The sequence below is a fragment of the Mediterraneibacter butyricigenes genome, from assembly GCF_003574295.1.
Taxonomy (GTDB): Bacteria; Bacillota; Clostridia; order Lachnospirales; family Lachnospiraceae; genus Mediterraneibacter_A; species Mediterraneibacter_A butyricigenes.
Genome location: NZ_BHGK01000001.1, coordinates 242220 through 257861 on the forward strand (window position 1 = coordinate 242220; position 15642 = coordinate 257861).

General features: G+C 35.5%; 11 protein-coding genes. 1 reads left to right on the forward strand and 10 read right to left on the reverse strand.

The features are described 5' to 3' along the window. The first annotated feature begins 4 nt into the window (after positions 1-4). Positions 5-1804 (forward strand): BlaR1 family beta-lactam sensor/signal transducer, encoded by a 1800-nt coding sequence (locus tag KGMB01110_RS01240; RefSeq protein WP_119297336.1) that lies wholly within the window; start codon positions 5-7, stop codon positions 1802-1804. 100 nt (positions 1805-1904) lie between these two features. On the opposite strand, the gene KGMB01110_RS01245 is transcribed toward KGMB01110_RS01240, so the two are convergent. The 10 genes from KGMB01110_RS01245 to KGMB01110_RS01290 form a co-directional block, all read right to left on the reverse strand. Continuing rightward, entirely contained in the window at positions 1905-2744 is an 840-nt protein-coding gene (locus KGMB01110_RS01245) for a hypothetical protein (RefSeq protein ID WP_119297337.1), read from the reverse strand. Between the two features lie 26 nt (positions 2745-2770). After that, on the reverse strand, positions 2771-4003 hold the full coding sequence (locus tag KGMB01110_RS01250; protein ID WP_119297338.1) for a DUF6070 family protein: 1233 nt from the start codon (positions 4001-4003) through the stop codon (positions 2771-2773). Positions 4004-4011: 8 nt separating this feature from the next. Next, on the reverse strand, positions 4012-5250 hold the full coding sequence (locus KGMB01110_RS01255; RefSeq protein ID WP_243112614.1) for a DUF6070 family protein: 1239 nt from the start codon (positions 5248-5250) through the stop codon (positions 4012-4014). Next, complete coding sequence (locus tag KGMB01110_RS01260) at positions 5201-7312, reverse strand: penicillin-binding transpeptidase domain-containing protein (RefSeq protein WP_119297339.1); 2112 nt, start codon at positions 7310-7312, stop codon at positions 5201-5203. The genes KGMB01110_RS01255 and KGMB01110_RS01260 overlap by 50 nt, the downstream gene beginning before the upstream one ends. Positions 7313-7597: 285 nt before the next feature. Then, entirely contained in the window at positions 7598-9238 is a 1641-nt protein-coding gene (locus KGMB01110_RS01265; RefSeq protein ID WP_119297340.1) for a P-loop NTPase fold protein, read from the reverse strand. Positions 9239-9274: 36 nt separating this feature from the next. Further along, positions 9275-9976, reverse strand: coding sequence for an RloB family protein (locus KGMB01110_RS01270; protein WP_024852958.1), 702 nt, complete (start codon positions 9974-9976; stop codon positions 9275-9277). 2 nt (positions 9977-9978) lie between these two features. Then, complete coding sequence (locus KGMB01110_RS01275; RefSeq protein ID WP_119297341.1) at positions 9979-11415, reverse strand: AAA family ATPase; 1437 nt, start codon at positions 11413-11415, stop codon at positions 9979-9981. 232 nt (positions 11416-11647) lie between these two features. After that, complete coding sequence (locus KGMB01110_RS01280) at positions 11648-12121, reverse strand: JAB domain-containing protein (RefSeq protein WP_119297342.1); 474 nt, start codon at positions 12119-12121, stop codon at positions 11648-11650. 98 nt (positions 12122-12219) lie between these two features. Continuing rightward, on the reverse strand, positions 12220-12534 hold the full coding sequence (locus KGMB01110_RS01285) for a hypothetical protein (RefSeq protein WP_119297343.1): 315 nt from the start codon (positions 12532-12534) through the stop codon (positions 12220-12222). Further along, positions 12506-15574 (reverse strand): VaFE repeat-containing surface-anchored protein, encoded by a 3069-nt coding sequence (locus KGMB01110_RS01290; protein WP_119297344.1) that lies wholly within the window; start codon positions 15572-15574, stop codon positions 12506-12508. Before KGMB01110_RS01290 ends, KGMB01110_RS01285 begins: the two co-directional genes overlap by 29 nt. Positions 15575-15642 lie beyond the last annotated feature (68 nt).

Here is a 15642-nt window from a genome sequence, read left to right on the forward strand (position 1 = left end):
TATTTTGACATATTTTAGCTTTCGTTTTTTACTCTGTAATGCCATCATCTGTATTTTTTTAGGCATTTTACTGGGATTAAAAAGATTATTACAAAATCAATTATCCGCACGTATGCAATATAATCTTTCGATTATATTTCTTGTCGTTCTAATTGTTCCTTTTTTTCCAATAAAGTCTGCCCCATCTTCTATATCATGGGGACATTTACTAATGCCAAATTCAAATACCAATGGTGACATTCAAACCACTTTTCTTTCTGGTAATAGTTATACTTTGAATAAAATAAATGATTTTGCTGTCTCGGTCAGCACCCAAATTCCAACTTTTATTCACTCATTACTTGTATTTTTCTGGAGCATCGGTGTTTTCGTAATGTTTGTTCTTCTCTACCGTTCGGCAAAACAAGTAAAAGCCTTACATAGTTCTGCCTTACCTCTTCAAAACGAAGTAATAAACACTCTTTATATAGATTGTTTAAACGAAACGAACAGCAAGAACACAATCCCAATTTATAGTACAGCATTTTTGAAATCTCCTGTTTTAGCTGGTTTCCTACGTCCTCGCATTTATCTTCCAATTCACCTGATTTCAGATTTTAATGCCGGAACTATAAGCGCAACGGATCTTCGATATATGCTTCTGCACGAACTACAACACTACAAGCATAGAGATATTCTAGTTGGATATCTGATAAACACAGCAAATGTTTTCTACTGGTTCAATCCTTTGATCGGGTATTTTCTGAAAAGAATACGACAGGAACGAGAACTTGCCTGTGACGCTGCTGTATTGCAATTATTGAAAGAAACAGAATACACGTCATATGGAAATACACTGATTAACTTTGCCGAAACAATAGCTCTGACTCCATTTCCTCTTACTATGGGAATCAGTGGAAATGCAAAGCAGTTAAAAGGACGTATTTTAAATATTGCATCATTCCGCAAGCCTACTTTTACACAAAAAATTCGTGGATACCTTATATGCATATTTGTCTCTACTGTCATCATTGGATGTGTTCCATTACTTTCTGTTTATGCTTCCGATCAGACTGGCTATCATTTTGATACAACAAGAAAGAATATTACTCAGCTAAATCTTTCTTCCAATTTTGGAAACTACACCGGAAGCTTTGTTCTATATGATCAGGCTACTGATAAGTGGAATATTTATAATATAGATAACGCTTCCACACGTATACCACCGAATTCAACTTATAAAATATACGATGCATTACTTGGCCTGGAATCTGGAATCATTACACCGGAACATTCCACTTTCACATGGAATGGAGAACCCTGTCCTTTTGAATCTTGGGAATCTGATCAAGATTTGACCTCGGCTATGCATAATTCCGTGAACTGGTATTTTCAGGCAATTGATTCACAGGCAGGTTTTCAATCCGTAAAGACATTTTTACAGACAATAAACTATGGTAATCAGAATACTGGAACAAACTTAAATCTCTATTGGACAGATTTTTCTCTGAAAATCTCTCCAATAGAACAAGTAGAATTACTACAGAATTTCTACCAAAATAATTTTCATTTTGATAGAAAAAATATACAAGCAGTAAAAAATGCCCTGTTACTTTCCACTACCTCTTCTGGTTCTCTTTACGGAAAAACCGGAACCGGACGTGTCAATGGTAAAGATGTCAATGGCTGGTTTGTCGGATACATTGAATCAGATAATAATACTTACTACTTTGCTACAAATATTCAAGCTCCTTCCAACGCAACCGGAAGTCAGGCTACTGAAATAACCGAAACTATACTTTCTGATTTTGGTATTTGGAAATAAAAAAGAAGAACTGGTAACCTAATTTCCTGTTATCAGTTCTTTCTTTTTCTTCGTAATCTCTTCAATATTGTTATCTGATTATTTTAAGGTATATCCTCACTTACATTCCTATATATTTTTGGGCTTCTTTTTTACAATCCAACGTATTACCATGGGCAATTACATATTCCATGCATTCTTTTCCCTGTTGTTCTTTCCCTACTCTGTAGTAACATACTCCAAGCAGAAGTCTGCGTGTAACCTCATAATATGGCAACTTTTCTGTATCATCTTCCAGTAATCTTATTGCTGCCTCATCTTCCTCTTTCAGCATAAACTTTTTTGCCATAAACAGCGGATTATTCTGAAATACGTTTCCTGCTTTTTCTAATGTATCAGAATATCCAGCTCCATCTTTCTCCTGATATTTCTTCGTCAGTTCAAGATTCGTCACAACCTGCTGCCAGGAACGTCCCTCTTTTTTTCCTTTCCATTCATTCTTTGTATATTCTTCTGCTTTCTGTAGTTCTCCATTAGCAATAAGTGCAACTATATACTTAGGTTGAGCCATCAATACTACATTTTTTTGAAAACCTTTATAATCCAGACTCTTTCCGTATTTTATCATCCCCTCCAACATTTCTAAATATTTCTCTGCATCACATTCCTGCGACAGCATCCGATCAATTTTTGAAAACTCTCGGAGAATATTACAAACTTCAATCAACATGACCACAATCAGATCAAGCACCGCACAGCCCCATAGAAGATAGGAATCTGTTGTGATCCAGCCCGACTGTTTCACATTGAAAAAGAGTACTGTCTCTTGATGTGGAAATGGATTCCCTTTAAAAATACTTACAATACAAATCAATGCTACATAAATCAACAGCGCATTTCGTATCATTCTGATGCGACCATTTTTTTGCTTTTCATAAATCTTTTTTATCTGTTCTTCCATTCTCTTCTACCTTTCTTCGTTGCTGATCAATCCTGCAACTTATCTAATCGATACTGATATTTTGGTATATTATCGATTCCATTATCTAAAATCCTGTTTCCAACATAATGAACCGATCCATCATTCTGAAATTTCACCGTAAGTTCATGTGTAATAACCGCATCATTACACACTACAGAATCACAAACTGCATTTATAGTCAATACAACTGTTCCATCTTCATTATACTTGATTTCAATTACTTCCGGCAATGATAATCCGAAATGTGTTGGTGCATAATTACCACATCCCAAACGTTGCCACGCATAAGTATTACTTTGTTCATCATACACCGCCCATTCTTTTAGTTCTTCTGCGGTAACAGGAAGATATGTCATAATTACACTTTCAAACTCATCTGCCGTAACTCCTGCTACTCCAGTTTCATTGCTAAATTTTTCCCCGTATTTCATATTATAAAGATATTCAAAAACCCCATTATAGTCCAGATCTTGCATATTCTCTATATTCCAGTTTGAGCACAGTAGATTGTTTCCCTGATAACCCAATGGCCCTACATATCTTTCTGAATATTCCAGGCATTCCTCATTTAATGGTCTAACTCGGATAATACAACTTCCATCAACAATTTCTGTCACTTCCGGTGGTTCCGGTACACATACTTCATAGCAAAAGTTCCCATATTCTGTGTATTTCCATTCCTTTATTTTTGAAAGAGAAATATAGGTAAGCATCGGCTCTGTATCATCGTTCCACAACATTTTTGCTGACATAACAAACATGTTTTCCCCATCATATGTATATTCTTTTCTGGTAATTCCTCCATCTATATCAATTTCATATAAAATTACGTTGTCTTTTTCTTCTTGCCTGGCAGCATTCAAAAACATTTCCATCTTCTGATAATTTTCCATAACAGAATAATGATCTGAACCCCTTACCGGATTTCCATTTTGTTTGATAATCTCTTTCATCCGATCCATCATTTGCCTGGCAACATTCTGATCCGCTTCTTGCATTCCATTAAATTCAGAATAAATATCTCGGATGGCCTCCATATTCTCTTCACAATCGTTCACTACTTCCTTTTTCTTTTTTTCATCAATTGGCAAATCATATCCCTTATCTTGAATTTCCATAACAGTTTTTTTCTGACTCTTCTCATTTTTTACATCTGAATCGTTTAGTGTTTTTATGTTTTTGCAGGAAATCAGAACCATTCCTATACAAAGTACTAACAAGATGCTTTTTCTTTTCATATTGCCCCCTAATTATTGCTATAATTTGCTTTCCACTCTTCTTCTGTCAATCTTGGCATATACCACCCTGCATTTGCATTTTGATCTGATTTGATTACTTTATTTGATAAATACTGAAAACTTCCGTCTTTCATAGGTTTTATAATCAATTCACTGGTAATTGCCTGGTCTAACATTCTAATTTCCCATACTGCTTCTATCGTAAGTTTTAATGTTCCATCGTGCAATTTTTCATATGAAATAACTTCCGGATATGGCTCATATGGAAATTCACAATCATACAATCCTCTCGGTCTGTATCTAAAAGTTTTGTCATCACAGTTATAAAAAGTTCCCTTTTCAATCTCAGTACTGTCAAATGGTAAATATGTCTGCAAAACCTCTTCAAACTCATCTTCTGGAACTTCATATTCTGCTCCACCGAAATTTGCTTCATAGGAGACTTGCTTTCCATATTTCATATGATACATTTTTTCATAAAGGTCATAAAAATCAAGTTCCGTATAATTCTGCTCATCCCAATTTGTAATCAATAGATTATTAAGCGTATACCCTAACGGCATAACATATTTCCGATTCAATTCTCTGCACGTTTCGTTCAATGGCTGTACTCTGAATCCAGTCTCCCCCGGTGCTCCATCAAATCCCGGTGGACGGTACTCTTCAATAAACAAATATCCTTTTTCCGTATATTTCCACGCATACGCTTCATATTCATCATAATATTCGGCCTGTGGATTATTATCTTTCCATTCAACCTGACATAATCGAACATCCACCTTTCCATCCATTGACTCTAAATGATATTGTATAATTTCCCCTTCATCAAATACGACAACAATGTCAACTGCTGCCTGTTCTTCTTTTTCCGCTGCTTTGCAAAATTTTTCTACCTTTTCACTGTTGACCATATCAATCTGATTATCACGATCTACTGCCGCATATCCTTGCATTTTCAGACAATTGATAATTTTTCTTTTCGTTTTTAATGTATTTAACTCTGACTTCTCCTGTATATAGATATTCTGAAAAATTTGTGCCGTTTCTTTCGCTTCAGCATACATTGCAGATTCTACAGTTTCTTTCTTTTGTACTTTTTCTGTGATTCTTTCTTGTCTGCATCCTGTAAAAACCATAAGAATTATCAATATCACCGTCAAAATCTTACATTTGTAATAATTTTTTGTAAAAATTTTTTTATTCTTTAAAATACTCATCCAATACTGTTGCATCTTTTCTAACAACATAACCACTTCCACCGATTCCTTTCACATTCTCAACCATACTGATGAGAAGAATTGGTCTGTCTACATTTTTCTCTGCTGTAAACACTGAAAACCACCCGATTTCTTTACCAGAAGTATCTTCTTTCGTTGCTTTCAACTCTGCTGTCCCCGTTTTTCCAGCCAGTAAAATATCGTCACGATGTGCCGCATATCCGGTTCCTTCTGGATTATTTACAACACCTTCTACACCTTGCATAATTTCTTCTACATTTTCTTTGGTAAAAGCATTTTCTATCCATATTTCACCGGCAGCCTCTTCTTCGTATGTTAAATACGGCTTTACCATATTCCCTTCATTTAAAAACGAAGTATAAATACTTGCCAAATGTAACGGATTTACAAGAATCTGCCCTTGTCCATAGCCACTATCTGCCAGTTGTATTTCTGTTTCTATTTTATCCGTATTTGAATATGTTGATTCCTGCATCGCAATCTCAAACGGTATATCCTGATTAAAGCCTATTTCATTTAAAGTATTCATAAAATTTTCACTTCCAATTTTAAGAGCAGCCTTTGCAAAGTAAATATTATCAGAATAAATAATTGCATTCTTCATAATAACCGGTTCATACTCATGAAGTGTTGTCACTTGATAAGACCCCCAGGACGAATCTTTCTGCCATTCCAGACCTTCATTTCCAAAATCCTCTTTTGGATCTATGGTTTCCGTTTTCAACCCAATTCCTGCTACAACTGGCTTAAATGTTGAACCAGGACACCATACTTGACGGAAACGATTATATAAAGGTTTCTTTTCATCTTCATTTAATGATGTCCATTTTTCTGATGATAGTCCTCGTATAAATTCATTATTGTCATAAGATGGAGTACTGACCAAGGCCAATACTTCTCCTGTATAAGGATTCATTGCAACAGAGCACCCCGGATCTTCTTTAAACTGCTCATATAATGATTTTTGCAAGTCAGAATCTATCGTCAATCTTATATCTTTACCATCTTCTTTAAAAGTGCTTACAAGAACTTCTTTTTCTTCCCCATCGCTATCTAGAATCTTTATATCACAACCATCTTTTCCTTTTAATTGCTTTTCGTATAATTTTTCCAACCCAGACCTTCCGATTACACTTTCGTTTGTATATCCTTCCCCCGGATGATTTTCCAAATCCTCTGCCGTTACAGATTGTACATAACCAATTAAATGAGCGGCTGCTTCCCCTAACTCATAGGATCTAACTTCCACATCTGACAACATAACCCCCGGAATTTCCAGAAGTTTATTCTGACGCTCCTGCTCCTCAAGCGTCTTTTCTTCTGGCTGTATTTTCATTAAATCTGTTTCTTTTACTTTCGGAATAGTTTCAATTGGTACAAAAGAATCTTCTTTCACCCACTTTGCTGTAAGTTTGTTATTTATTGTTTCTACGTCTATCTTCAATAACTCTGCTATTTTTTCAAGAGATACATTCCTGTCTTCCAGCTTTCCCGGTATAATACCAACCGATGTCGCTACACCTTTTCCTGCAAGCATTTTACCATTCCGATCTAATATTTCTCCTCGCTCCGCTTTTGAGGTAGTAACGCTTATTTTATCATCACTCTCTAAATCTGGAAAAATCAAACTATCCTGCCATACTAATTTATATCCCTGTTTTGTTTTTTTCAGTTCTACCATATTATCAAACTGTATTGTTCCGGCAATTGTATTACATGATGTTTCATACGAAAGCGTAACTGTATCTGCTTTTTTCTCTTTCACAGCTATATGACTGATTTTAATGTCACTGACCTCTATTCCTTCGTATATCTTAGAATTTCGTTGTATGTATTCTTCTTTTGTCAAATAAACTTTTTCATCTGAATCTATCATAGTATACATTACTTCATATTCCTTTTTTTCAATATGATTCATATATTCCACAAGTGTGTCTTCTGGTGATTCCGTTATCGTCCTTTTTAATAAAACACCTCCTGAAACAGCAATTACTGTTATAGCTACTATCAGCCCAAAAATCTTACAAACGTAAGATTTTTGGATATTTTGCTTTTTTCGTCTTCTTTTCATAGATATTCCTTTCTTCTAATTTTTTTGTTTCTTAAATCTTACATTTGTAATATTTAAAAGTCAAGTAAAATATAATGTTTTAAAAGAATACTTACTTATATAATTTTTTTGACTTTTATATTAAATCAAATCTTCACCATTAACAAATCCATACGATTTTAATAATTCTTTATCTTCTGAATTCCTTTCTTGCCTTAGATTAATATTATTGGGGATAATATCCGGGCATGAAAATAGCCAGGTGATTCCTTGAGTTGGAACCATCTGGCTATGTAGATTTTATTTCTATTTTTTCACTATTTCTTCGACCAAAACTTCTATTCTATGTCTTGACATATGATCACAATCTTCTTTTATTTTTTTACAATACTGCAAGAATTTTTCAGCATCCGAATGATACAAAACATACATAATATTATAACACGTATGATATCTATCTTCATCCACATTGTCTACTGGAAAAGAAATTCTATTATACAAATTGTCTATCTCTGATATGATAATATCATGATAATAACTACTATCAAAATTATTTCTAAGTTTATATGAATAATCATAAGCCTTTTTCCCATGAGTTGTTTTTTTCAAATATCCCACATATGTCTCTATTAAAAATTTCATCATCTCTTTATTTTCTTCTTGATATATTCTTTTTATCTTTTCCGCTGACATGTGAAACAAATCATATGAATACGATAGCATTTCCTCTTTTCCATCTAAGACAGTTTTTTCCAGCATTTCTTCTAAAATATTTCTATATTCTGATAAAACACTTTCATTATTTTCCTCTAAAACATCACTCCAAACAACATACGCATCTGCAAATTCATTTAATTCTGCTAAACTCTTTGCTTCAAGCATTTTCTCTCTTAAAATAGGTAATACACTCCTTATTTCCTCATCTGACTTATAATAATTAGACTTACCTCCCGAATTAAGAAATAGCTTGTATTCAGCATCCAATTGTTCTTCATTTAGTACCCCTTCCTCATAATATTTCAGTATCATTTCTACCAAATTTGTACTACACTTTATTCCATAAAGATATCTGCCAATTCTATGCTGAAGCATATTTCCAATCGTATTTGTCATTTTTTCTACAGAATCAGTATTATCAGAATCAATTTCTTTATAGTACAAGTTTTCTACACTCTCCACAACAACAGCAAAGCATATTAACTTTAATTCTTTTTTAAATTGCTCACTCATATCACTATTACAAAACAATTTTACATCTTCAAAAAAACGTTGCGCCTTTTCGAGCGTCCGTAAATTTTTGACTTTATGGATTTCCAAGAATTTTTCAACAAAGTCTGCATGGATATTCATTTTACTCCATGTCACTTTCTCTGCACGTTCTGTAATATGATATATTCTTTCAATGACCTTTTCATTATACTTTTCAAATACAACTTTTTTGTCCGATTGTATTTCATCTGTATTCGCAATCACAATAACTTTTACATAATTACATTGCTTGAGTTCTTCTATAATTCCAAATATATCTTCCAAATTTATGTCATCACTCATTCTTTCCAAGTCATCTATTACAATAATATGAACAGAAGTAAACTCTTTTGACAATAATAGAAACATTTCTCTTTCATTGACTATACTTTGTACTGCTTCCTTTGCCTGACCAACTTTATCCCAGATTTTTGATGCGCCATCTAAAATATTATTAGCTATTTCACCTATTTTCCCACCAATATTATTCTTTAAAGCCAATTGAAATAAAGCTTCATGATATATTTGCCTAGTGTCTTTCAAACCAAACATTGATATTTTACAAACATTGGGATTTGCTTCTAATGCCTCATTTACCGCATAAGATTTTCCAATTCCCCATGTTCCATCAAATAAAATTGCTCTATACGGTAGATGATCTATGTCACTGATTATATTTTTTATATTATCTGCTTTCATACTGTATCTTTCCACCCCTATTTTTCATCTAACAACTTATCTTCCATCATCCTTCCGAATCTCATCAATAATCCGACCTATATTACACGTAATCTGTCCCTTACACTGATGAATATCCTCATTGATTTTCTTTTCCTGTTCAATAGCAATCTCTATATTTTTCGCCAGTTCTCCAATCGCAGCATTTTTCTTCGGATTGATTCCTGTTCTGGCAAGTAACAACTTATAGATAAATGTCTGATGTCCATCTTTTTCATTCTGGATAATCTGTTCAGCATTTGGCTCAATATCATCTTCGTATGAATTTTCATAATGTAACAACAGAAATAATTCAAATGCCGGATTACTAACCGCTAATATATTCTTCTTTTCACCTTCAGCTACCAATTCATCATAATCAAGTACCTTCTCTTCAAAAATGTCTCCATCAAATACAACAATCATCTTATCCCGTTCTTTATCAAACGCTATTTCTGGATTTTCTTTCTGATTTTCTGCAAACTCAATCAAACGTCTTGGAAATGAAATGTCCCTGTCTCCCTCTGTTTTTTCAAGTAACCGGATATCGATCAATGGATGAATATTTAACTCTTTTCGGATATCAATTAACTTTTTGAAATACCATGTTTCAGTATTTGCACCCTCACATATGAAAAAGTACTTACGATAAGGCTCAATCTGTTCTTCTTCATCTGTAGTTCTACTATTCCAATTCGTATAACTTCTTACTGGAGCCAAGGCTACTCCTCCTCTCTCGGTACAGAAATACTTTCTGCACTGTCGCGGCAGTCGTCAGGTGTCTGTGCAAGCACATCCGTCTGACTCGTTGCACGCGCAAAATCAAATGTTGAAAATACTGGTATCGCACCATACCTGCCTTCCAGATATGCCTTGCTCAAAACTTTATCGTATCTCTCCTTGAAACGATCTAAAGAATAAATAGAGCTTGCATTTTCTGCATTACGTTCTACAAACCAGATCTCATCCCTTCTAAAAATAGCCTGATCCATAATAGATGATTCATGTGTAGTGAACAATAGCTGCATACGCTGCTCATCATGTAGCTGCATAAACAATTGCAAAAATCGTTCTGTCAGCTTCGGATGTAAGCTTCTCTCCAATTCATCCACAACATAAAGAACATCTTCTCGTTTATTCAACAGCATATCCATCAAATCAAATAATCTTCTTGTTCCATCTGATTCTTCATCAAAACCAAACTCATAAAATGACTTATTATGATGCAACCGGATGGTTGTGACCTTCGGTTCAGAATGTCCTTCAACTTCGATATTAAAGAAAGTTTCCTTCGATCTCATCGTCATTCTAAATGATGGTTCTTCCTGCTCTTCCATTCTATTTTTTACATGTTGCATCATCTTATCAAATACTGATTTCGGCAATGCATTTGATAACTCATCCAATGTAATTTCTTCAATTTTCACCTGGCTGATTCCCGTATCAAATGTTTGGATCAATTTGTTAATCAACTTCAGCGAATTATCATCATAATAATATTCCAGATCAATCAATGGTGTATCCGGTGTAATGATTGAAATATGGTTCTGAATCCAGTCGTATACATCCCGGAAGAACAACAATTTAGATCGTGTGCTATATTTTTTTCCACGATTCATTTCTGTTAAGAACAAAGATGTTTCATTTCCTTCAAAATCATCTGCATATGTTTCAAATTTATTTTTTTCTGTGTTTGTCAGCGTAATGCCATCATTTAACACCGGACGTTTACTTCCTTCTCGCTCAAAGAGACATTTGGCTGAACCATTCTGATATAATTCATATAACCATTCTCCGGTTACTTTTCGTCTACTTAAAACTGCCGAAAAACCATAAGCATAAAATTTGTCACCTACAGTAATCTGAATTTCAAAACTACTTTCTCGTTCCTTATTCTCCTGGCGATTCTTACAAAACATCTGTGTAGCTTCTATTGGAATACCATTGCAGACACTGTCTTTAAAAAATTTAAAGAACAATGCCAGATTGGTCTTTCCAGATGCATTTGCTCCATAAACGACTGCATATTTTAATAACTGGGTACTTTTTATCTTTAACCTGTGATTTGCATTTGTTCGTATTTTATTTGAGGAAATCATTGTCAGCTCTGCTGCTTTATCAAAAGATTTAAAATTTTCAACACTTACTTTTACTAACATTCTTATACACCTCCACCTTTATTATATGTTTTACTCTTCTCTCAGTCAATGTAAATTTTCTTATTTAGAGATTTTTTCGTTATATATTGTTTCTTTTTCTATTTTTAACAATTTTATTTTGAGTTATGCATATAATATCAATGTATAAGTCAGCTTTTTGTAGCGACACTATTTTACTAATGCCGCTACATGAAATATTACAATAAATAAAAACTTCTAATTCTTTTTTCTTCTATCTCTCCCAGTCCATCCTTCCTGTCACATTCAACATCTTTTCTTCTCGGAAGCTGAGCATCTTTCCATTAGTTCCACCGACAATGATATGATCCAGCAATTCTATCCCCAATAGCTGTCCGCACTTCTGCAGCTTTCTCGTAACAATCATATCCTCTTTTGACGGTTTCACATTGCCACTGGGATGATTATGAAGTCCAATGATTGCAGAAGCATTTGCCAGAATACTGCTCTTAAAAACTTCTCTGGGAATTACCAAAGATGCATTGATTGTTCCAACACTGACCAGATTCATATTGATTACCTGTCCATTATTTTTCATATTCAGGATGCAAAATACTTCTCTGTCATATTGCAATAACTCCTTCGCCATCAATTCTACAACAGCCTGTGGACTGTCCAACGTCTGCTCACTATAAAGAGACGGCTCTTTTACCAGACGGATATTCACAACTTCCAATTCATTCTCCATCCTTCTGATCTCCTTTTGGAAATTCTACAACCAGAAGGACATTACTCTCTGAAGATTCCACATATGCTTTCAATTGTGTTAATGTCATCTCCAAATATTTAGGTTGTTCCACCATCATCTGCTCCTTTCGTTTCTTCCCTTGCTTCTGTTTTTCCTGACAAATAGCTTATCACTTTGTTTGTCTTAATGCTTTTCTGTAACTCACTGATAATGCACAGATCTGCTACATTCACTCCCGGCAAAGCAAGCATTTCATCCATCGCCATATTGACAATCTCTTTTTCCGTTCCGTATCCGGCATAAAATAAACGCTGTAATACTTTTATTGCTTTCTGATTTTTTCCCATTTCATCATCAAAGGGCAGCTTATCGCCGCCCTCTGTTTTACTCCTCCTCTTCTTTCTTTTCTTCAATTCCTAATCTCTTAACTTGTTTCTTTTTATTCCAGATACGAACTCCTGTGATCCCGGCTGCTGATAATACCAGAATGGCTATCCATAAAATTGCATTTTCAATGTCTCCTGTTTTCGGAGGGTTATTGGTTTTTGTAGTAGTACCCGGTGTCTCTGGGGTTGGTGTTTCCGGTACTTCTTTGATGGTTACAGTCTGACCTTCATCGTTGATTTCCTTATGCTCTGTTACCTTTTTCGGTTCTTCCAGATTTGTTATATCATACAGTTCTTCAAAGGTTACAAGCTGTTTTCTTCCAAGAGTACTGCCATCGAAAGTAAACTCAATCTGCACTTCCATGTTTTCCTTGTCCGCTGTAAATTCATAATCATTGGTAACTTCTTTGCCATCAATGAGCAACTTTGCATTTTCTGCCTTAATCATCTGCCAACCAGACAGCTTATAGTTCGTACCAATTTCCAGTCCTTCTAAAGTAACCTTATCCACGATCGTCAGATCTTTTCCGGCTTCAATCTCTTTCTTTCCATTCTTATCAGTTGCTATGGTATGAATCGAAATCTTTCGCTCCGTAATCAGAACTGTCTGACCTTCATCGTCAATGTCTTTATGCTCTGCAACTTTTACAGGTTCTTCCGGATTCTTCAGGTCATATAATTCTTCAAATGTAACCAGATTCTGTCCGCCAAGCTCTGATGCATCAAACGTATAAGAAATCTCTACTTTCATTTTCTCGCTGTCAGCAACAAAAGTGTAATCATTCTCCACACGTTTTCCAGCAATCAGCAATTCAGCATTTTCTTCTTTCAGCATCTGCCAGCCTTTTAACTGGTACTTTCTTCCTTCTTCCAGACCATCCAAAGTAACCGTATCCACAATCGTTACTTTCTTTCCTGCGACAATTACCTTTTCGCCCGTTTCCTTGTCCGTTGCGGTTGTATGAATGGTAATCTCTTTTTCATACTCATCGGTCAGCGTTCCAAGATCGATTGTTACTTTATTTCTGCTGACAACAACTTCAAATACAGGAATCAGCTTCATGCCTTTGTTGGATTCGCAAGATAACTCTTCAATCTCATAAGTGTCATAAAATAATGCACCTTTGCTGTCGTCCGGCTCTGAACTTCCGAACCAGATACCGTCCTCACTGGATGCTCCGGCATTTGTATTTTTCTTATGAGATGCCCAATCGGAAGCGGTTGAAAACTGACCATTTTTATCTGTCACTACAATATGGCTCTCTCCGGTTGTTTTACTTGTAATCTTAAAAGGAACATTCGCAAGTCTCTTATGTGTACCTGCTCCAATCTTTACTCCTTCCAGATCTCCACGTTTAATCTGATTGTAAATGGAATGGTTTTCATCAGTTAAATCCTCGATTTTTCCATTTTCCGTAATCGAAAATTCAATCGCTTTTGCCCCATCAGTCAGATAACCCTCTGGTGCTTTGGTTTCTTCCAGTTTGTATTTACCATACGGAAGTAAATCTGCTGTCGTTGTTGCGATTCCGTCAATACCTGTCTGAATCGTCTTAACTGTTTCATTCTTCTTGTACAGCTTTCCTTCTACTAGAACCGGATTCTCGTTCAGAGAAATAATTGCAAATGCTGCATCTTTTAATATGGCACTTCCCTGTGCCTTGGTGTCTTTCGTCTCCAAATCACGTTTCTGAATCTTCACACCACCTCGGATTACCTGGTCAGATACGGAATACTGATTACTTCCAGAAAGAACTGCAAGTTCTCCGTCTTCTGTAATCTGTGTCAGATACATTCCTTTGATCTGCTCTGTGCTGTCTCCTGCCTGCATATAAGCTCCGTCCAGTAAATATCCGTCTGGTGCTTTTGTCTCCTCAACAGTCAGTGTTCCAAGTGGTAATACGATTTTTTCATTCTGTGTATAGAATGTATCTCCGGATACTTTGTAAGCATCTGCCAATTTTGTCACATAATGAATATTTCCATTACTATCTTTTTCAACCACCGTCTTTGTAACCCAAGTACATGTTGCTTTCTCCGGTAAATTATCTTTTGTATAAAGTCCGTCATAATAATGCCAGGTAAATTCTGCTCCTGCCAGTGCTGTATTACCCTGTGCGGTTGCTTTTCCTGTCTCCATATCAATCTTGAACAGATCTACCAATGTCTCTGTTACTTTCGGAACATCGGAAACATTTAATACGGCTGTCTTTCCGGCTTCAACTTTCAGACTGCGTACTGTCGTATCCAGCTTATATCCTTTCGGTGCAGAAAGCTCTTTGATATAAACAGTCCCTGCAGTCACTTCAACTTCATTTGTCTCACCATTCTCATTTGTTGTAAGTGTTCCAATCTGATTACTGCAATTCTGGTCTGAGAATATGCCAAAAGTTGCTCCGGCAATGGAATACATTGCATTTGCTTTTGTGATACTTTCATTTGCTGTGGTCTTTTTTGCCTTCGCATTTCCGACATTCAGTTCTGCCCAAAACTGTCCGATGTCCTGTCCTTCTCCGGTGTAAATGTAACCGCCGCATTTATATCGTCCCTTATTTGTCTTCACAAATGATTTTGCTCCGGCATACACCTCATTCTGAATATCCTGTGAAATCTCAGAATAGACTACCCGGACATTATCACACTTCCAACCCAAATGCTCACTTAAACGCTGCCACACAAGACACTGTTCTAAGAGATATGCCTGATTTGCACTCAGGTTACTGTGACTGCCTGCATACTGTTTCATATACTCAATCGACAATGCCACATCTTCAATCTGATCTGCACTCATGCTGGCACTTGCATCATGTCTAGTTTTATAGCTATTCTTAAATTTCATGTTAATATTTACACAGTAGGCAGTTTCTCCCTCTACTTTCATATGTCCTTCGTTGAAGGTACTCTTAATTGTTCCGTCATTCATTAAATGTTCCACATGTCCAACTCTCTCTGCGGATTCTGTCCAATACTGTGTTTCCGCTGCCTGAACCGATGTGATCGGCAATGCAGTTAAAATCGTGGTCAGGGTAAGAAGTCCTGTACACACTCGTTTCCATATCTTCTTCATTTTCTACAATTCCTTTCTTTTCAATCAAAAAAAGACGTCCCTCAGGAACGCCTGCTGTTACTTTATGT

Coding starts and splice junctions, on each gene's coding strand:
- KGMB01110_RS01245 (WP_119297337.1), bottom strand. CDS start 2,744: ATGGAAGAACAGATAAAAAAGATTTATGAAAAGCAAAAAAATGGTCGC.
- KGMB01110_RS01250 (WP_119297338.1), bottom strand. CDS start 4,003: ATGAAAAGAAAAAGCATCTTGTTAGTACTTTGTATAGGAATGGTTCTG.
- KGMB01110_RS01290 (WP_119297344.1), bottom strand. CDS start 15,574: ATGAAGAAGATATGGAAACGAGTGTGTACAGGACTTCTTACCCTGACC.
- KGMB01110_RS01275 (WP_119297341.1), bottom strand. CDS start 11,415: ATGTTAGTAAAAGTAAGTGTTGAAAATTTTAAATCTTTTGATAAAGCA.
- KGMB01110_RS01260 (WP_119297339.1), bottom strand. CDS start 7,312: ATGAAAAGAAGACGAAAAAAGCAAAATATCCAAAAATCTTACGTTTGT.
- KGMB01110_RS01255 (WP_243112614.1), bottom strand. CDS start 5,250: ATGTTGTTAGAAAAGATGCAACAGTATTGGATGAGTATTTTAAAGAAT.
- KGMB01110_RS01280 (WP_119297342.1), bottom strand. CDS start 12,121: ATGGAGAATGAATTGGAAGTTGTGAATATCCGTCTGGTAAAAGAGCCG.
- KGMB01110_RS01265 (WP_119297340.1), bottom strand. CDS start 9,238: ATGAAAGCAGATAATATAAAAAATATAATCAGTGACATAGATCATCTA.